Source organism: Methanomicrobia archaeon (assembly GCA_011049045.1).
In the GTDB taxonomy this organism is placed as follows: Archaea; Halobacteriota; Syntropharchaeia; order Alkanophagales; family Methanospirareceae; genus JACGMN01.
On the sequence record DSCO01000017.1, the window covers coordinates 1 to 16,956 of the forward strand.

Below are 16,956 nucleotides of genomic sequence, written 5' to 3' on the forward strand. Positions count from 1 at the left end.
CTTCACAAAACCAGTGAGATAATCTACCTCGTCGGGAGCAAGGGAAAATCTGCTCATGAAACCAGTATGGAGTACCCCACATATAAATATTGACTGGAAAATAAATTGTCAAGACACTAGCTCATTCGCGCACGGTCACGCTAACTCTTCGTTCTGCTAGCTTTCACGTGCTTATCCAAATCTTCCGGCTGGCCTTTAGATGGCGTTCACTCTCATCAAAGCGCCATATAACAAAGAAGATCGACATCTGTATTCTCCCTTTTCCCGAAAGCGAAAAGGGCTCTTTCTTAGCACAGATTCTTTTTTCAGAGAAGAAAGTATGCGGGCAACTTAGACATTCGCCATCAAGCTCAACTTCCTTACTACCCTCTTCCCAAATCTATGGGTCGGCAACGTATCGAGTCCCACGAGTTCAAGGTAGCCTTCCGCCGCTTCTTTCATCATTGCCATCGCTGCTTCGATCGTCTCGCCCTCGGTCGCTATATCGAGCTCAGGACAATAGGCCACGTAGCCTCCGACTTCCAAATCAGGCGTAAACTCCACCGTGATTTCAATCGCTCGTGGCATTTCTCTTCTTTCCTCCCTCTCGCCCCTTAGGACATAGATAAATAGTCGCTAGTAAATATGTCTTTCAATCGTTTTCACCCCGGCCTCACCGTTCCAGCCAGAAGATGTAACAGAATCATGATATTTCATACCTGCATTAGCCGTAATACCCAATCCGATAGGTTCTCTACACCTGCAAGGAGTGCCGTGGCTCTTTATCACCTCCACGTTCGAGAGGATCGTCAACGTGGTATCAGCGGCAACGAAGACGATGCTCGGGACGCCCTCACACGTTCGAATGCTTGAGCACCTAAAAGACGACCGACCATTCAAACTAAGATCCTTTAAGTATATAGTTAAACACTAAACTTTTAATACTTACCTTTCCTATCTTAGATCATGTCTAAACCCGAACAGATCCCTATTCGGCGACATGAGAGTGTTGATGAGCTGGACAAGCGAATAAAGACGCTGGAAAAGGATGCAAAAATCTTGAAGCGGCTCTACTTTATCAAATATCGATATGCGGGTGAAAGTGTTGAGTGTGCCACGAGACAGGTCGGTATCACGAAGTGTGTGGGATACATCTGGCAGAAGCGATGGAATGAGCTGGGTTATGCCGGTTTAGTGCCACGATTTGCTGGCGGTAGACCATCCAAGCTCCGAGGAGAGCAGAAAGAGCAGCTCTACATGCACCTCAAAGAACGCGATGATTGGACAACGAATGAAATCCGCGAGTACATACGGAACGCCTTCGGGGTCGAGTATACGCTGAAACAGGTACGAATCATTTTGAGGAACTTTGGAATGCGGTATGCCAAGCCGTATGCACACGATTACCGGAGACCTGCCGATGCAGAAGAATGTTTAAAAAAACCTTGGCACAATACATGATGAGACAATCATTGGATTTCTCGACGAGACCTCGCCGCAGACAACGGCGAATACGCAGCGACTATGGTCGTTTGGCAAACCAGTACTATGGAAAAACACAACGAAAATACGAGCAAACACCTTTGGCTTTTACGCGCTCAATGGCACCTCAGTTATTGACTTCATATGCGACTCGCGGAAAGAATCGGTGTGTGAATTTTTGAAAACGATACGTGCGTTCAATCCTAAATGGAGAATTGTCGTGCTTCTCGATAATTTCATGTCACATCATGCGAAGCTGACCGAAGCGTGTGCCGCTGAATGTGGCATCAAGCTGGTCTATCTGCCAGCTTATTCGCCCGATTTGAATCCGATCGAGTTTATATGGAAGAGTATCAAACGTGTCATCTCTCAGACCTTTATCCCAGATCTCTCTTATTTGATGTGTTTGATCCGTGAGCACTTTGAGGCATTTTCGTCACGGCTTAGCTTTGCACAAGGATGGATAGAACGATTTCTAGACCAAGAGGTTAAGTATAAATTGTTTGGTCCTTAACTATAAACGCGAGCGATATATGCAAAGATCTTCCTCATTCGTGACTTTAAAATCCCTTAACGGTTTACCGTAACGCTTCTATCGCTTCTTTAATTCGCTGTAAAAACTTATCCGCATTCTAGTACTGATTCCGCCTCTTCGTTACTGGGCTCATAAAAAATATCGTAATCCGCTTTTTCGCGCTTTGTCTGTGCTATTGCCAAGCTCTTTGCATACCATTCTTCAATAAGACCTTCGTTAACAAATTGCAAACCGAACTGAGAGACTACACCTGTATGTGTCTTCGAAAAAAGACCGCGCAGGGCAAGCAAAGCTTTTGCAGCGTGAAACATCGAATAATAGGCCTCACTAATAACATCAGTAAACATATTATTTTCAAACAAAAGGCTTGCTGATCTGAGCTTCTCCTCTGCTCGTTCTAAATGCTTCTCCGAATCTTTCATATAATATTATCCCTTCCTTTAAAACATTCATTATGAAAGAATATCCATTCTTTACTAAAAAATTGAAATGATCTTTATCCATGTTTTTTGCTGATATAAGTTCGCCGTGTTCTAATAACAAGGGATATGATATGTTAACTAACTCATCTAACGTAATATCCCCCACTACTAAAATATCAATATCAGAATCCTCTTTCGCCTCGCCCCTCGCTACTGATCCAAAGAGAATGACACCGTCTATCCTCTCCCGATACTGCTCAAGAATCCTCTTGAGGAATTCAGCCACCACGTTCTGATATCTCTTTTGAAGTTCCATGCACGTACCTAACCTAAAATCCAGTGCCCCTAAAAGATAGTACAAAAACAGGTACTTATAAAGCTTCCGAATTACTCGCTTCTTGGCGCCCTGAATATGTCACCAAACGCGAAATTGCCCGCGCTGGACGTTCTAATCTATGGTGGAATGGGCAATCCCCTTCCTCAGTCTCACTGCAAGCCAGCCATCAATCACCTCAGCCAGATTCTTACGGCACTCCTCGAGCGTTTTGCCTGTCGCCCACACCCCGGCGAGCTCGGGTACTTAGCCATAATACGACTCCTCATTCTCTATAAGCTCATACCTCGCTCTCATCAACGCCGCTTCGATGTATTCGGCAATCTAGTAATTAGGACGCCAATCCTCTTTCAGGTGCTCAACCTATGATTAAAGAACTCTATCAATTTTTTATCCTGCGCTCAATTATCCTGAGGATGTCTTCAAAACCAATTTCATATGATTCTTCAAGTTCAGGTGTATGCTTATGATGGGGAAACGTTCTAATCTGCCGGTGGTGTGGTGAGTTATCCCACCTGATTCTCAGGGTACCATTCGAATCTTGCCAGTGATAGGAGTGGAGTAAAGATAGTCCATTTCTTTTACATATTCCCGTATATGAAGCTCACTCTACCTTATCGAATAATATAGCCTTTATCTTGAGATAATAGAAATCTTTACCTTGTTTGAAATCGAGTATTTCATAACCCGTGAAGAGCCTGTGTTTTAGTAATTCTAACGTCTTGAGCATCTTCTATAGCTCGCAATTTGGCCTCTAACCCGCAAGCTCGCACGGTACGCCTGCCACTTGGGATAAACATCCCACCGTTCAAAAACCTCCGGCTCGGCCTTCAGCCGACGTTCAAACTCCTCCAGGGTGCAGCCATACTTCTACTCAAAGACCGTGCAAAATCTTCGGCCCGCCGACACGCCAAAATGGTCAAGGTCGAGCAGCCAGAAGATGCAATAAAATCAGGATCCTTCAACCTGCCTTAGTTGTAACGCCCAATCCGAACACGGAATACGAAGCATTTCGTTGACCGTACTCATGTGAATGTCCAAACACCAAAAGAGTTATCAATATAAAATAGGCGATTGGCATGCTGGAAGGAGAAATATGGGGTGCACCCCACTTCGGGTCTTCTCGCCTTCTTCTTTGATGACTGTTATCGTCTCTTCCTGTTTGGTGATCATCAGATCCTGCTTCTCGATCATCACGTCCATTTTACCGAGCATAGCATCCTGCTTCCCGATCATTTTGGTCATATCGGTCCGTGCGAGATCGAGTCGTTCGCCGAGTTCCTCTGCCATATCTCCTCGTTTTATCTCGAAATACTCGAACTCGCCGGTTGCATGCTCAAAACGGATCGCCAGGTCTTTCACCTCGATAGGGTACGTTGTTATCCTGATCCGCTCAACAAACGAGTCAAGAGCAGACCGCTCACCTTCACACACGATCCTGACATCGTACGGTTTCACATTCTGCACATAGCCCGTAAGCTCCAGGTCACGCGCGGCTCGTTCACCCTCGTCCCGGTATCCAACCCGCTGCACCTGGCCGCGGGCGATGATCTCCGCTCGTGCGTGCATGGCTTCAAATCTTATTAAGTCGGTGGATACTAAAAAACCTTTTGCGCACCTCCACCCCACCTCCTCTATGTTCAGGAGGAAGGCTCTTCGCCTTAGTCTTCGCGGCAGCGAAGACGATGATCGGGATGCCCGTACTCCCTCGATAAATCTAAGAGCCGTGCTTGCGCACCTAAACATAATCAGCACGAATGTTAAAAAACGGTCAAGGACACGAGAGCGAGCGCGTAACTTTTATAGGGTACTACAACGTAGCTAAAACCATGGTGGGGAACGCATGTCAAAAAATGTACTACAAGTGAGGATGCCGGAGAAATTGGCTGAAGCGATTGAAGGGCTTGTTCAACAAGGGCTCTACAAAAATCGGAGTGAGGTGGTGATCGATGCGGTGAGACATTTTTTCGGCACCGAGAAGAAGAGTAGTATCGCAGTGCTTATCGAACGGCAGCTTATGGGTATAAGCGAGCAGACCGGCTACAGTAAAGAAGAGCTGGACGAGTTATGGGATACCGTAAGGCAGAGTGAAGCGTGGAAAGAACGTTTCGGTGAACGTACAGATGAAGTCATGGCTACCTTGAGGAAGCGAAGATGATCTTTATTGATACTGATATCTTCGTCATCGATAAGTTATTCCCAAACGATGATAGGTATGAAATTAACAAAACGTTTTTAAATGAAGCGGAAGAAAAAACAACCTCAATATTTAATTTGTTCGAACTGCTCGGTATAGCATCGTTCAATCTAAATGAAGTTGAGCTTACAAAGTTATTTAAAGGATTTGGAGATGTTTATGGCGTGAAAATACTCTATCCGTCAACTGCTTTTATCTCGGTGAATGAGTTTGTCGGAAACCTCTTTGAGCATGTATTTCAGAAGATAACGCTGAAAATGGGCTTTCAAGACGCATTGATCCTGACGGTTGCAGAAGAACATCTGTCGTCAAGATTTGTTACTTGGAATACGAAGCAGTTCGTTGATCGCACTCATGTGACTGTCCTAACACCAAAGGAGTTCCTTGAAAATCGATAGGGCGATCGGCATCAGACAGCGATGATAACATGAATGGCGGAGTTAAGAAAACGAGAGCAAGCGCGTGATATTTATGAAGCGCTCAGAGAGGTTTACTTATAACTGTCTTCAGGCAACAGAAAAGTGGTCATAAAACCTGAGCTGCAACTTATACTATTGCTGAACGTGACGCGATTGCTACTAGGAGAAAATGGCGAGGCACACACACTGAAGCTGTTTTATAGAACGCGCGTTAATAAAATCCGTTTTGAAAATTAGGACTTTTATATTTGATATTTTTTGTTATTTGTGATTTGAAATTTGAAGTTTAAATCAGTAAACAGTACCTGCTGCATGGTTTTCTTCCTATTGTTCAAATAAGGTAATACCCTTGATCATCGCATTCTGCACAACAGGATTATCTAACTCCTCCTCGGTGTACGGGAAAAGTTCGATCGGGAAATCTACCGAGAACTTCTCGCTCCATTCCTCTATGCGCGTCAAAAACGGTGCACTTGACTGTTTCAATATAATTAAAATATCTGCGTCACTGCCCGGCACGGCACGGTTCTCCGCGAGCGACCCAAATAAGACGATCTTCACGACGTTCTTATCCCCCGTACCCACTTTCTGGGCGGTTCTGTACAGCTCCGCTCGCAAACGCTCCTGGTCAAGCCAGAAAACCTTGACAGAATTCAATGATTCTTCGACTATAAACGATTGCATGCTCTGCATCCTCCCGTGTGAAATATTCGTACGGGCTTCCGGATTCAAAACCATTCGGATATCGGGTGGGGACATAATATTTGTCTAAACTCCGGGCACACTGAAACAGGTCCTCATGTACCGCCTCGCGCCGCGCCAGTGCTTTCAAAAGGTCTAAGATCGAATGACCCCAGGCAACCGCATGGAACTTCTGGAATACCGCTTTCAACGCTTTCTCCGCCGCTTGGTGCGCAACAAAACAGGACCATTCATATATTTCATCATGCAGCAGCTCTTCCGCTACGTGTAAATCACGCTCTGCTTGATCCATCCAGTCTTTGCTTCTCTCTGGCATAGTTAGCGCTCAAGCATCGTCTGCTTCTTCAGAGCTCAATCCTTCCGGTTAGTTCAGCTCAGAGAATGGTATGTATTATAGTCTGTAGGTATTCGCCGTTAATAAAACCGTCCTGAGTCGTCCGTTCCGTTTAGCTCACGGTCACGCTCTTCGCCAGGTTCCGCGGCTTATCGGGATCGAGCCCGCGCAGCACCGCAAGCTCGTAAGCGAGCACCTGCATCGGGATGATCTGAATGATCGGGTTCAGTTCCTCCGCTTCCGGGACTTTGATCCAGAAATCGAAGATCGCCTCGCGTTCCGGAGCGACTCCAATGATGTACCCGCCGCGGCTCTTTATCTCCTCCGCGTTCGAGAGTATCTTCGCCTTGTTCTCCGCGGCAACGAAGACGATGCACGGGGTGCCTTCCTCGATCAGCGCCAGCGGCCCGTGCTTCAGCTCACCGCCGGCGAACGCTTCCGCATGGATGTATGAGACCTCCTTTATCTTCAACGCCGCCTCCAAAGCGGTCGCATACTGCAGCTCGCGGCCGATGAGATAGATATGATCCTTATTATAGAGCTGCGCAGCGAGCTGCTCCAGATACTCACGCATCGTTCGCGAAGTCAGGTTAAAAATATCGATATACAGGCTCCCGAGCTTCTTCAAGCCGTCCTCGTACTTATCTGCCAGTGCATAGGCGAGCAGTGCCATGAGCACGACCTGTGACGTGTAGGTCTTCGTGGAGAGCACGCAGAGTTCAAGCCCGCTTTTCATCATCAGGAGCGCGTCGCTCTCCCGCGTGAGGATCGAGCCCTCGCGGTTCACGATCCCTACGACCTTGCTGCCACGCCGCTTCGCCGCGTTCACCGCATCCAAAACGTCCGCGGTCTCGCCCGATTGCGAGATGGCCAAAACTAACGTGTCATCCGTTAGAAAGTCCTCATAATGCTCGAATTCCGAGGCCAGGACGGTATTCACGTGCACCTTCGCGATCTTCGAGAAGAGGTAGCTGCCAGCCAGACACGCGTGATAACTGGATCCACAGCCGATGAAGAACGTGCCAAACGCGTGGCGCATCGTATCACAGATGCTCCGCACTCCGTCTTCCTCCTGCTGTAACGCTCTGAGCAGCGTCTCATCCTGCTCACTGAGTTCCTTCAGCATGAAGTGCTCGAACCCGCACTTCTTTGCCTCTTCCGCATTGCACGTGATGCAGTCCACCGGGCGTGTTACCGCTCGACCATCGGTTAAATTGTAAATCCGCACTGTCTGGTTATCGTCCGCGACGAAGACATCGCCACTTCTCAGATAGATGACTTTATCCGTCCACTCCAGGAACGCGAGCACATCGGACGAGGGGAAGATCCCGTCTGCTCCGATACCGATACAGAGTGACCGCGAGCCTTTTCGCGCACCAAGGAGCTTCCGCTCACCGTTCCGTATCGCGAGAATGGTATAGCTCCCTTCGAGCAGTCGCAACGCGTTACGAAACGCATCCTCAAACTCGAAGCCGCGCTTCATGAACTCCTCCACGAGGTGCGCAATCGTCTCAGAGTCTGTTTCAGATCTGAACGTATGCCCGTTCTCGATCAAGCACGCTTTCAGTTCCCGGTAATTTTCTATTATGCCGTTATGAACGATCGCGATCTCATTATTGCAGTCTGTATGTGGGTGCGCGTTCCCAATGGAAACTTTACCGTGCGTCGCCCACCGGGTATGGGCGATTCCTATCGTCCCCTCTCCAGCTTCGAATGAGATCTCACTCAGTTTTCCCACAGCTTTCTGCAACTGCAGCTCAGCAGCGCAGAGCGCAATACCGGCCGAATCGTAGCCACGATACTCCAGCTTTTCCAGACCGCTCGTCAGGTACGGAAACGCTTGCTTGAGTCCGATGTACCCGATAATACCGCACATCGATCTTTCTCTATACCCGCCTTCAAGTAAATAAAACTTGCTATCGCCGGTCTGATCCGAACCTCACTCACGACCTCGTTTCTTTACCGTGTTCTCCGCCGGGGGGATCCTCACCCTAACGCGCTTCGTAAGTACCGGCACCAACCGCTTTATCTGGATCTCCCCGCCATCATCCATCGTATACTCGTTGATGGGCACCGCCGGGGATTTGCCGTTTACCTCATAGATGTAAAAACCTTCCTCGCCGTCGATTGACGCAATGAACTCCTTATCTCCTACTTTCTTGATCCCGATCCCGTCAACCTCCTTCAGCGCATCCAGGATATTTATACCCCTCTGCGTGTGCACTTCGTAATCCCCACTGAACGTATCCATCGCGTCGTACAGCCGCTTCCGGTTCGCGGAGAGCACGTGCGTCCGTCCAAAGGCCTTGCGATGCACCAGATCGGCATCCTCTAAGCGCTTGACATGCTTCGCAGCCACGGGTACCGAGATGCCCAGTTCATTCGCCAGACCGGAGATATGATACTCGTCTTGCAGCAAAAGCCGCAGCATCTCCATCCGCGTCTTACTACTCAGCGCTTTGAAGATCACCGGTACACTTCCTCCGCTCATGATTCAAACTATAAGTAATCTAGCTTATAGCTATTGCTCTGCAGTAGTTATATAATATAACTCTTCTGCTAGCTGTGCTATGTATCGCTTCCCCTTCTCCTCGTCTTCGAGCCGTGCCAGCCATTCGCTCGGGATCGCCTGGTCGCCGTAGTATGCGCCGCAGATCGCGCCCGTCATGGCGCCGATCGTATCGGTATCGCCGCCCAAACGTATCGCAGAGGCGACACTGCGCTCAAAGTCTTCATACCGCAGGAAGGAATAGATCGCCGTGGGCACCGAGTCGAACGCAGCCATGCCATTGCCCAGCTCGGCAATGATCTCACCGCTCCGTGCTCCAGCTCGTAAAAGCCGCTCCATGCGCCTGAGCTTCTCCTTATAGAGCTCGTGCTGCACAAAATCCTCGAGCTGAGACAGCATCTCATCGCGCTCATCGCGTAACGCCAGCGCGATCGCGAACGCCTGTAGCGCTGCACCTTCTTTACCCAGCTCGTGCGTATGTGTTATCTGGCTCGAACAGTATGCGACTTCTCTCAGTTTCTTCCTATCAGCATAATACAGGAGCCCCACGGGCGCAATGCGCATCGCGGCACCATTGCCATATGAGCCCCTACCCCCGAACAGGCCCTGCGCCGCTTCGTCCCACCGGGCACCCGCTCGCAGTCGTTCGAATGCGGCTCGCGAGCCCGGGCCGTAGCCACGCTTCGGGTTCATGTTACGAACGAGCGTTCGCGCCATATCCGCACCATCAAAACCAGCATGCCTGACTAACGACTCCGCCACGCCGATCATCTGCTCGGTGTCGTCAGTATAACGACCTCCTACCAGCTCTAACCGTCCCGCATCACCGTAGACCTTTACGACCCGCGCGCTGCTCCAACCTTCCAGCGGCGCGCCTAATGCGTCCCCAATGGCCGTGCCGAGGAGTGCACCGATGAATTTCGATCTCAGGGCCGCCCGTTTCCGCTCAGCCAGCATAGCATATCTCCTATCTATTAAAAAATAGCACGTTTTATTACCGTTAACTGCTAAGAACAATAATAAGATGACGAGCGCAAACACGAAATCCAATTCTGATTCGAAGAAGGCGATATTATTGGTCTGCGACGGCCTCGGTGATCGTCCTTCTGTACAGGGCATGACCCCGCTCCAGGCGGCAGATACGCCACATTTGGATGCACTCTGCACAGCGGGTATCTCCGGCTTGCTGGATATTATCTCTCCGGGTATCGTACCCGGTAGCGACACGGCGCATCTTGCACTCTTTGGCTATGATCCGTACCATAATTATCCCGGCCGGGGTGTCTTTGAAGCGCTCGGCGCGGACATACCGCTGCATGCGGGCGACGTGGCCTTTCGCGCTAATTTCGCGACCGTGGACGCCGAAATGCGTGTGCTCGATAGGCGAGCAGGTAGAAAGGGGAGCAAGGAACTGGCTGCGCTGCTCGATGGGCTCGACATCGAGGATGTCAGAATCACACTGAAAAATACCACGCAACATCGCTGCGCCGTTGTCATGAACGGCGAGGGGCTCTCGCGCTATGTCTCCGATGTGGATTCGCACGTGGCCGGGGCGCTCGTACAGGACTGTAAGCCCCTGAAGGACGGCGCGGCCGAGCGGAAGACCGCGCGTATCGTAAATACCTTCATCAAGCTCAGTTACGAGCTCCTTAACGAGCATCCGATAAATGCGGAACGGAGACAGAAGGGTGAACTGCCCGCGAATATCATATTGATGCGCGGTGCGGGCACGCCCGAGCCGATCACGTCGCTTCATGAACGCTTCGGTTTCAGCGCCGCGTGCGTCGCCGGCGCCTCACTCTATAAGGGCGTTGCGCAGTACGTCGGTATGGACGTTTTACCGGTGGACGGTGCGACCGGTAAGGCAGATACGAACTTAACGAACAAGGCGAAGGCGGCGTTACAGGCACTGGAAGAGCACGACTTCGTCTTCCTGCACGTGAAGGATACCGATAATCACGGCCACGACGGCGATTTCGAGGGCAAGAAAGCGATCATAGAGCGGGTGGACGCTGAGCTTGTGGCACTACTCAAAGACGCCGGGGCATACCTTGCCGTTACCGGCGACCACAGCACGCCCGTAGCCATAAAAAGGCATTGCAGTGATCCCGTTCCCCTTCTCATACATGGCACGGGGGTGCGGACGGACAACGTCACGAAATTCGACGAGCTCTCGGTCGCGTCCGGCGGCTTGAACCGGATAAGGGGGCTCGATTTGATGCCCATACTGGCCGACTTTATGGGCTATTACGTGATGTACGGCTCCTGATCTCCCTCCTGGAAGGCGAGTCCGCAGCGCCGCGACTCTTCTACGCCAGACGGATGAAGGAGCACTTCACTTCACTTCACCTCAGCTCCTCTTCCGCGGCCGCTAAAATCTCCGCTTCCCGCCGCTTCCACAGCCGTTACCTCCGAACAGTAACGAACCCCGCGCGGCTATTTCAACGGGATGGATCCCTCCCCCAATTTCACGCGGGACACTGCTTGTTCACGTGCCCAACTCCCAGGAGCTGAGATACGTCCGCTGCTCGGCGGTCAGTTCTTCGATCTCGATGCCCAGCGCATCCAACTTCATGCGCGCTACCTGCTCATCAAGCTCCCGCGGCACGGTATATACCTCGTTACGCAGTCGCCCCTGCTGCTCCACGATGTAGCGAACGCATAAGGCCTGATTCGCGAAGCTCATGTCCATGACCTCCGGCGGATGCCCGAACGCGGCGGCAAGATTCACGAGCCGGCCTTCCGCGAGTACATATAACCGCCGTCCGTCCTCCATGCAATACTCCCGCACCTCGGCTTTTGCCTCCTTACTGGCTACAGCAAGCGCTTCAAGGTCCGGAATATTGATCTCGACGTTGAAATGCCCGGCATTCGCGATGAGAGCGCCGTCCCTCATCAGCTCGAAATGCTCCCGCCGTATCGCGGAGATGTCACCGGTGACCGTGATGAACAGATCGCCGACCTTCGCCGCCTCCTTCATCGGCATCACGTAATAGCCATCCATATGCGCCTCAAGCGCCTTCCGCGGATTGGCCTCCACCACCACCACCTTCGATCCGAGCCCCCGCGCCCGCAGTGCGACGCCGCGACCGCACCAGCCATAGCCCACAACGACGACCGTCTTGCCGGCGAACAGGAAGTTCGTCGCGTTCATGATGCCGTGCAGAGTTGATTGTCCGGTACCGTAGCGGTTATCGAACATCATCTTCGTCTCCGCGTCGTTAACCGCGATGACCGGAAATTCGAGCTTTCCAGCCGCGGAGAGCGCTCGTAACCGAATAACTCCGGTCGTCGTCTCTTCGCAAGCGCCGATGATGCCCGCAATACCGCGCTCGTGTACCCGCGCGATCGTATCCGCGCCATCATCAAGGATGATCTCGGGCCCGTGCGCCAACGCTTCGTCCAGACACGCGTAGTACTCCTGCTCATTTTCACCCCGGAAGGCGTAGACGTGGATACCGTCAGCCGCGAGCGCGGCAGCGACATCATCCTGCGTGCTGAGCGGGTTCGAGCCCGTTAACGCGATCTGCGCACCACCGTCGCGGAGCGTCAGGATGAGATTCGCCGTTTCCACCGTGACATGGAGGCAGGCGGTGATCTTCACGCCGGCAAGGGGGTGCTCCGCTTTATAACGCGCTCGTAATAACTGCAGCACCGGCATCTGCCGTCGTGCCCATTCGATCCGATTCCGACCCTCGTTCGCAAGGGTTATGTCCTTAACCACAAAATCGCGCATTAATTATACTACCCACCGGTGACTGATGAACCATGGATTTCTGATACTATAATAAAAACCCTTTTATCTTTGTAATGGCTACCCGAGTAGTGTAGTGCGTGGGTAGGAAAAGGGGAACCAGATCATGATCGTAAAAGAGATACTTGATGAAAGCGTCCTGACGCTGGCTGAGGCTAAAGAAACCCTGCAAGCTCTGCGGGCCCCCCGTGCCAGGGGCGCGGAGAAGGAAGAAGAGGGCGCGACGGAGGAGATCCGGTACGAGCGAAGGAAAGCCTCTGAGCATACCTCGAAATTCGCGAAACTGAGTGCAGAAAGTTCCCGTGCACTGGTTGATGAGTTGCGCGAGTTACCCAAGATGAAGGAGAGCATTGCGGTACGAATTGCTGATTTGGTGCCCAAGAGCCCGAACGAGGTGCGGGCGATCTACGCGAAGGAGCGCTTCACGCTCACCGAGGCGGACATCGAGAGTGTCCTGGACGCCATCGCGAAGCACGAGTGAGTATTTGATTGAGATTCTTCGTAAGCAGGAGCGCCTTTTAGGAGGAGATTAAAGGATGAGAGGCTATCCGCATGAGAAGCGGGGGAAGATGGAGAAAAGTACCGCCGGACGGCAGAAGCGGAAAGAGATATACGCACGCATCCTCGATTTCCTCCACTACGGCCATCTTGATGACGGTCGGCCGGTCTATCAGAAAAAGCCGCTGGCTCAGGCAGTGGGTGAAGAGCAGTTCGTCTTGATCGAGCTTTCTCCGAAGAAGGATAAAGTCTTTGAGCTTTATGAGCGCGTGTATATCGGCGAGGGCGAACGTGAGAAGATCGATCACGTCATCAAGCGCTTGCGATACGAGGAGCTAACGCCAACGGCGAGGGTTGAGCTGCATTACGTCCTGGTGATCATCGTTGAAGAGAACGAGGAGCGGTTCATCAAGGCCTTTAACAATGCGAAACCCATCACGACGCGACTGCATACGCTCGATCTCTTCCCCGGTATCGGGAAGAAATTGATGTGGGCGATCGTGGAGGAGCGGAAGAAGGGCGAATTCGCCAGCTTCGACGACCTCACCAAACGCGTGAAAGGGCTCCATCACCCCGAGAAGATACTCGCAAAACGGATCGAGGACGAGATCATCGATGAGCACATCAAGTACCGGCTCTTTACGCCCTAGTGGGTCTTTTGGCTTGCGCTCATGTGGAGCACGGAGAGCGGCGATAAGCGCCGTCAAGTAACTACCGGCAAGACTAAGCCCAAAAGAAGCCCTATGCCGCTGATCTGTAGATTGCGGGAACTCGTCCAGCCGAGAAAAGCATGATGATCTCGAGATCTACCGTTCTGAGTGGGATGAGTAAGGCTCTGGTTGAGCATTCGCAGAAGCGGCGCTCTCTAATAAAGCGAGATAAGAAAAGGTGAGCACTCAGCATGGACCGCAAAAACACCGTTATTATTGTGCTTACTCTGCTGCTCATTCTTTCGGTCTCCACATCATACCTCCTGTATCAGCACCAGCAGCTGCAGCTTGAAGCGCAGCGAGCGCTTATTGAGCACCTGCTCGAACTCCAGCCGGCCAAAACCGAACCGCCTCAAATCGTTGAACCGTTCGTCCGTGCCAATCAGACCCGCGCGGACAGTCGGACGAGCGCGAACATCGTCGCGGTGGCCAGCGACACCCGCCAGGGCCTGATGGGCACGGTTACGGTCGAGCTGAAAGAAGGAACGGGAAACGTGCTGGTGAATACAGACCCCTTCGTCGAGCCGGACACGCAATACTCTATCCGGGAAGCTGTGGAGGCCGCGGCGGCGTTTTCACAGGTGAATATAACGGATAAGGACATCCTCATTTCCTTCGCGATCAACGGTACCGTGATCGGCGGCCCGTCAGCGGGCGCGGCGACGACCATCGCCACAATCGCCGCGCTCGAGGGGAAGTCGGTGCGGCTCGACGGTGTTCTTACCGGAACGATCGAAGAAGACGGCTCTATCGGTCAGGTCGGCGGTGTGTTCGATAAAGCGGTCGCGGCTGAGAAGCACAATATCTCGCTCTTACTCGTTCCTTACGGTCAGAAAACGATCGTGTATTACGAGCAGCAGGTGGAAGAGCAGCAGATATTCGGCTTCTCCTTCTCGCGCGTCTATTACACGCCCAGAGAAATCGATCTCGACGAGTATATGGGTGATTCGATGGAGGTGCAGGAGGTGGCGAGCATCGGAGAAGCGGTCTCCTACATGGTTCTGTAAGGTTGTCCGCTCGTGTTTGCTGGCTCATGCATACCCCTTTTACCCCGCGCGTCAGGCCAGTTCTTCATACGCTAGATTTAAAAACATTCCGTAAACTTTATATATTCGTTCCGATTACCTTTACGTAAGTATGGCTACGAAGGGCAAGCGACTGGGAACCGTGCTTCACGTGCTGAACGATCAGGTGATTGTCCGGTCTGGGAAGCTCAATATCAAGCGCGTGCTCAATGCGACCGTCGTGACCGCGGAGAAGCAGCAGATTGGCACGGTCTACGACGTCTTCGGGCCCGTTGGCCATCCCTACGTAAGTATAAAGGTCTTTGCTTCTGTGAAGCGCGAAGAGCTGCCGCAGATGACTGTGTTTCTTCGCTGAGCTGAGCTGAGCTGAGTTCAGCGAAGCGAAGCGCGGGGCAGGAGTAGAAAGGCGATGATGCTCGAGGAAGGGGAGAAGTCGGAACGTGCGGAGGAGACACGGAAAAGATCAGAGCTTGATCGAGAGCGATTACAGCGGCTCAGCGAGCGTCAGCGCCGTAAGAAATTGAGTCGCACGATTGGCAAACAGCGGCTACGTGCACAGGACGAGATCGAGCGGCTCTCCGCGCTACTCGTTATTCCCGAACAGACTCGAGAAGAGAGCTTGACGATTTACCGGGAAGCATGGGAGCACGATTTGATCCACGGCCGGTCCATTGAGAAGATACTGGCTGCGTCCATTTATATGGCCTGCCGTAAGGAAAACGTGCCGAGAACGCTCGACGAGATCGAGAACGCTACGAACGTGGGTCGCAAGGATATCATAAAGACAAGCAAATTACTGGCCAGTCGTCTCGATATGCGCCTTGTTCCTGCACATCCCCGCGATTACGTGAGGCGATTCTGTGCGAAGCTGAATTTGGCAAAGACGGTCGAGCAACGTGCGCTGGTGATCATAAACGAAGCAGTTGAGAAGCATATCACCAGTGGCCGAGGGCCGACGGGCATTGCAGCATCAGCTATTTACATCGCGGCGATCCTCTGTGGCGATCGGAAGACGCAAAAGGACGTTGCCGAGGCCACCGGCGTTACCGAGGTGACCTTACGGGTACGCTACAAAGAGCTCGCACGTGAGCTCGGCTTGCAGGTGGAGTAACTGGAGCGTTCACTCCCAGCGAACGAATGAATAACAATGCAATAAATGCTCGTAACTTCCTCTTATCCTCATGGAGCGACGCAGACGAGCAACGCGGGCTTTTGATGTCATTCCCGCAGTGGACTTGAAGGGCGGCAGATGCGTCCAGCTGCGGCAGGGCAAAAAAGATGCGGTGATCTTCTCGACCACGCAGGATCCCGTGGAGATTGCCGCGCACTGGGTGCAGCTCGGTGCGAAGCGGCTTCATATCATCGATCTCGATGCGGCACTACAGGAGAAGCAGACCAATTTCGAGCTGGTAGTGCGCATCGCTGAGACCATTGGAGCGCAGGGTCGCGCGAAGATCGAGGTGGGCGGTGGGATTCGAACGTACGAAGCTGCGGTGAAACTCCTCGAGCTCTGTTCCGGAAAGGGCGTGGATCGCATTATCTTCGGGACCGCAGCGCTGCACTTACCGGAACTCATACGTGATATTGTCACGGCGTTTTCGGCCCAGCGCGTTATGGTCGCGTTTGATGTGCGCGGTGGAGCCGTGGCGATCGACGGCTGGCGAGAACTAACCGGGGTGAAGGCGACAGAAGCAGCACAGCAGGCTGAAGAGTTGGGCGCTGGCAGCTTACTCTTTACGAACATCGATGTCGAAGGACTGATGCGCGGGATCGAGCCGAAAATCGTGCAAGAGTTCGTTCGCTCGGTGCGCGTTCCGGTCGTCATCGCAGGCGGCGTCAGCAGTTCTGCGGATATAGCACAAATAAAAGCTGCAGGTGCTTGTGGCGCAGTACTCGGGAGCGCGTTGTACAAGGGCAATCTCGATTTCGCCGCGCTCATACAACAATTCCAGGAATAAGCGGTCCGGTATGGCGCACTGAAAGGCTCGAACGGAAGTTCGATAGATAGACCGCATGCTGGGGGCTACAAACTATTTCGTAAACGCCGCCGACAGGA

17 protein-coding genes and 5 pseudogenes are annotated in these 16,956 nt (G+C 52.1%); 10 read left to right on the forward strand and 12 right to left on the reverse strand.

What is annotated here, in order from left to right:
• Positions 1 to 399 precede the first annotated feature (399 nt).
• Positions 400 to 567 (reverse strand): annotated as a pseudogene (locus tag ENN68_01410) (type II toxin-antitoxin system HicB family antitoxin).
• 378 nt (positions 568 to 945) lie between these two features.
• Between ENN68_01410 and ENN68_01415 the strand changes: the two are divergent.
• A pseudogene (locus ENN68_01415) lies at positions 946 to 1,975 on the forward strand (IS630 family transposase).
• A gap of 64 nt (positions 1,976 to 2,039) precedes the next feature.
• Here ENN68_01415 and ENN68_01420 read toward each other — a convergent pair.
• From ENN68_01420 to ENN68_01440, 5 genes and pseudogenes are all read right to left on the reverse strand, one after another.
• A pseudogene (locus tag ENN68_01420) lies at positions 2,040 to 2,418 on the reverse strand (HEPN domain-containing protein).
• The gene (locus ENN68_01425; protein ID HDS44753.1) at positions 2,351 to 2,734 is read right to left on the reverse strand and encodes a nucleotidyltransferase domain-containing protein; all 384 of its coding nucleotides are present in this window, start codon (positions 2,732 to 2,734) and stop codon (positions 2,351 to 2,353) included. Before ENN68_01425 ends, ENN68_01420 begins: the two are co-directional and overlap by 68 nt.
• Positions 2,735 to 2,866: 132 nt before the next feature.
• Positions 2,867 to 3,049: pseudogene (locus ENN68_01430) on the reverse strand (type II toxin-antitoxin system HicB family antitoxin).
• A gap of 85 nt (positions 3,050 to 3,134) precedes the next feature.
• Positions 3,135 to 3,482, reverse strand: a pseudogene (locus ENN68_01435) (hypothetical protein).
• A gap of 326 nt (positions 3,483 to 3,808) precedes the next feature.
• Positions 3,809 to 4,498, reverse strand: a complete 690-nt coding sequence (locus tag ENN68_01440; GenBank protein ID HDS44754.1) for a hypothetical protein — start codon at positions 4,496 to 4,498, stop codon at positions 3,809 to 3,811.
• A 97-nt stretch (positions 4,499 to 4,595) separates the two neighbouring features.
• Here ENN68_01440 and ENN68_01445 point away from each other — a divergent pair, with 97 nt between their 5' ends.
• On the forward strand, positions 4,596 to 4,910 hold the full coding sequence (locus tag ENN68_01445) for a hypothetical protein (GenBank protein HDS44755.1): 315 nt from the start codon (positions 4,596 to 4,598) through the stop codon (positions 4,908 to 4,910).
• Complete coding sequence (locus tag ENN68_01450; GenBank protein HDS44756.1) at positions 4,907 to 5,347, forward strand: hypothetical protein; 441 nt, start codon at positions 4,907 to 4,909, stop codon at positions 5,345 to 5,347. Before ENN68_01445 ends, ENN68_01450 begins: the two co-directional genes overlap by 4 nt.
• Positions 5,348 to 5,692: 345 nt before the next feature.
• Here the strand turns inward: ENN68_01450 and ENN68_01455 are convergent, their stop codons facing one another.
• The 5 genes from ENN68_01455 to ENN68_01475 all read right to left on the reverse strand — a co-directional run bounded on the left by ENN68_01455 (position 5,693) and on the right by ENN68_01475 (position 10,032).
• Positions 5,693 to 6,052: a nucleotidyltransferase domain-containing protein gene (locus ENN68_01455; protein ID HDS44757.1), complete on the reverse strand. Its 360-nt coding sequence runs from the start codon at positions 6,050 to 6,052 to the stop codon at positions 5,693 to 5,695.
• Complete coding sequence (locus ENN68_01460; GenBank protein HDS44758.1) at positions 5,997 to 6,386, reverse strand: HEPN domain-containing protein; 390 nt, start codon at positions 6,384 to 6,386, stop codon at positions 5,997 to 5,999. Before ENN68_01460 ends, ENN68_01455 begins: the two co-directional genes overlap by 56 nt.
• A 130-nt stretch (positions 6,387 to 6,516) precedes the next feature.
• Complete coding sequence (gene glmS / locus ENN68_01465; protein HDS44759.1) at positions 6,517 to 8,280, reverse strand: glutamine--fructose-6-phosphate transaminase (isomerizing); 1,764 nt, start codon at positions 8,278 to 8,280, stop codon at positions 6,517 to 6,519.
• A 63-nt stretch (positions 8,281 to 8,343) separates the two neighbouring features.
• A complete protein-coding gene (locus ENN68_01470; protein HDS44760.1) occupies positions 8,344 to 8,895 on the reverse strand; it encodes an ArsR family transcriptional regulator in 552 nt (183 codons plus the stop codon).
• Between the two features lie 30 nt (positions 8,896 to 8,925).
• A complete protein-coding gene (locus tag ENN68_01475) occupies positions 8,926 to 10,032 on the reverse strand; it encodes a hypothetical protein (protein HDS44761.1) in 1,107 nt (368 codons plus the stop codon).
• Between ENN68_01475 and ENN68_01480 the strand changes: the two genes are divergently transcribed.
• On the forward strand, positions 9,938 to 11,182 hold the full coding sequence (locus tag ENN68_01480; GenBank protein ID HDS44762.1) for a 2,3-bisphosphoglycerate-independent phosphoglycerate mutase: 1,245 nt from the start codon (positions 9,938 to 9,940) through the stop codon (positions 11,180 to 11,182). The two genes, ENN68_01475 and ENN68_01480, sit on opposite strands and share 95 nt — an antisense overlap.
• A gap of 219 nt (positions 11,183 to 11,401) precedes the next feature.
• On the opposite strand, the gene ENN68_01485 is transcribed toward ENN68_01480, so the two are convergent.
• The gene (locus ENN68_01485; GenBank protein ID HDS44763.1) at positions 11,402 to 12,649 is read right to left on the reverse strand and encodes an adenosylhomocysteinase; all 1,248 of its coding nucleotides are present in this window, start codon (positions 12,647 to 12,649) and stop codon (positions 11,402 to 11,404) included.
• A 124-nt stretch (positions 12,650 to 12,773) separates the two neighbouring features.
• Between ENN68_01485 and ENN68_01490 the strand changes: the two genes are divergently transcribed.
• The 6 genes from ENN68_01490 to ENN68_01515 all read left to right on the forward strand — a co-directional run bounded on the left by ENN68_01490 (position 12,774) and on the right by ENN68_01515 (position 16,858).
• Positions 12,774 to 13,148 carry an RNA polymerase Rpb4 family protein gene (locus ENN68_01490; GenBank protein ID HDS44764.1) on the forward strand — a complete coding sequence of 125 codons (375 nt, stop codon included), beginning with the start codon at positions 12,774 to 12,776 and terminating at the stop codon, positions 13,146 to 13,148.
• 88 nt (positions 13,149 to 13,236) lie between these two features.
• Positions 13,237 to 13,815: a DUF655 domain-containing protein gene (locus ENN68_01495; protein ID HDS44765.1), complete on the forward strand. Its 579-nt coding sequence runs from the start codon at positions 13,237 to 13,239 to the stop codon at positions 13,813 to 13,815.
• A 251-nt stretch (positions 13,816 to 14,066) separates the two neighbouring features.
• The gene (locus tag ENN68_01500; GenBank protein ID HDS44766.1) at positions 14,067 to 14,882 is read left to right on the forward strand and encodes a hypothetical protein; all 816 of its coding nucleotides are present in this window, start codon (positions 14,067 to 14,069) and stop codon (positions 14,880 to 14,882) included.
• 130 nt (positions 14,883 to 15,012) lie between these two features.
• On the forward strand, positions 15,013 to 15,255 hold the full coding sequence (locus ENN68_01505) for an H/ACA RNA-protein complex protein Gar1 (protein HDS44767.1): 243 nt from the start codon (positions 15,013 to 15,015) through the stop codon (positions 15,253 to 15,255).
• Positions 15,256 to 15,309: 54 nt separating this feature from the next.
• On the forward strand, positions 15,310 to 16,011 hold the full coding sequence (gene tfb / locus ENN68_01510; protein ID HDS44768.1) for a transcription initiation factor IIB: 702 nt from the start codon (positions 15,310 to 15,312) through the stop codon (positions 16,009 to 16,011).
• Between the two features lie 70 nt (positions 16,012 to 16,081).
• On the forward strand, positions 16,082 to 16,858 hold the full coding sequence (locus ENN68_01515; protein ID HDS44769.1) for a 1-(5-phosphoribosyl)-5-[(5-phosphoribosylamino)methylideneamino]imidazole-4-carboxamide isomerase: 777 nt from the start codon (positions 16,082 to 16,084) through the stop codon (positions 16,856 to 16,858).
• The last annotated feature ends 98 nt before the right edge of the window (positions 16,859 to 16,956 follow it).

What these genes read in the sequence shown, in the direction of transcription:
- ENN68_01425 (HDS44753.1), bottom strand. Translation starts at nt 2,734, where the DNA reads ATGGAACTTCAAAAGAGATATCAGAACGTGGTGGCTGAATTCCTCAAG.
- tfb (HDS44768.1), top strand. Translation starts at nt 15,310, where the DNA reads ATGATGCTCGAGGAAGGGGAGAAGTCGGAACGTGCGGAGGAGACACGG.
- ENN68_01490 (HDS44764.1), top strand. Translation starts at nt 12,774, where the DNA reads ATGATCGTAAAAGAGATACTTGATGAAAGCGTCCTGACGCTGGCTGAG.
- glmS (HDS44759.1), bottom strand. Translation starts at nt 8,280, where the DNA reads ATGTGCGGTATTATCGGGTACATCGGACTCAAGCAAGCGTTTCCGTAC.
- ENN68_01480 (HDS44762.1), top strand. Translation starts at nt 9,938, where the DNA reads ATGACGAGCGCAAACACGAAATCCAATTCTGATTCGAAGAAGGCGATA.
- ENN68_01445 (HDS44755.1), top strand. Translation starts at nt 4,596, where the DNA reads ATGTCAAAAAATGTACTACAAGTGAGGATGCCGGAGAAATTGGCTGAA.
- ENN68_01455 (HDS44757.1), bottom strand. Translation starts at nt 6,052, where the DNA reads ATGCAATCGTTTATAGTCGAAGAATCATTGAATTCTGTCAAGGTTTTC.
- ENN68_01475 (HDS44761.1), bottom strand. Translation starts at nt 10,032, where the DNA reads ATGCCCTGTACAGAAGGACGATCACCGAGGCCGTCGCAGACCAATAAT.
- ENN68_01450 (HDS44756.1), top strand. Translation starts at nt 4,907, where the DNA reads ATGATCTTTATTGATACTGATATCTTCGTCATCGATAAGTTATTCCCA.
- ENN68_01485 (HDS44763.1), bottom strand. Translation starts at nt 12,649, where the DNA reads ATGCGCGATTTTGTGGTTAAGGACATAACCCTTGCGAACGAGGGTCGG.
- ENN68_01460 (HDS44758.1), bottom strand. Translation starts at nt 6,386, where the DNA reads ATGCCAGAGAGAAGCAAAGACTGGATGGATCAAGCAGAGCGTGATTTA.
- ENN68_01470 (HDS44760.1), bottom strand. Translation starts at nt 8,895, where the DNA reads ATGAGCGGAGGAAGTGTACCGGTGATCTTCAAAGCGCTGAGTAGTAAG.
- ENN68_01495 (HDS44765.1), top strand. Translation starts at nt 13,237, where the DNA reads ATGGAGAAAAGTACCGCCGGACGGCAGAAGCGGAAAGAGATATACGCA.
- ENN68_01500 (HDS44766.1), top strand. Translation starts at nt 14,067, where the DNA reads ATGGACCGCAAAAACACCGTTATTATTGTGCTTACTCTGCTGCTCATT.
- ENN68_01515 (HDS44769.1), top strand. Translation starts at nt 16,082, where the DNA reads ATGGAGCGACGCAGACGAGCAACGCGGGCTTTTGATGTCATTCCCGCA.
- ENN68_01440 (HDS44754.1), bottom strand. Translation starts at nt 4,498, where the DNA reads ATGTTTAGGTGCGCAAGCACGGCTCTTAGATTTATCGAGGGAGTACGG.
- ENN68_01505 (HDS44767.1), top strand. Translation starts at nt 15,013, where the DNA reads ATGGCTACGAAGGGCAAGCGACTGGGAACCGTGCTTCACGTGCTGAAC.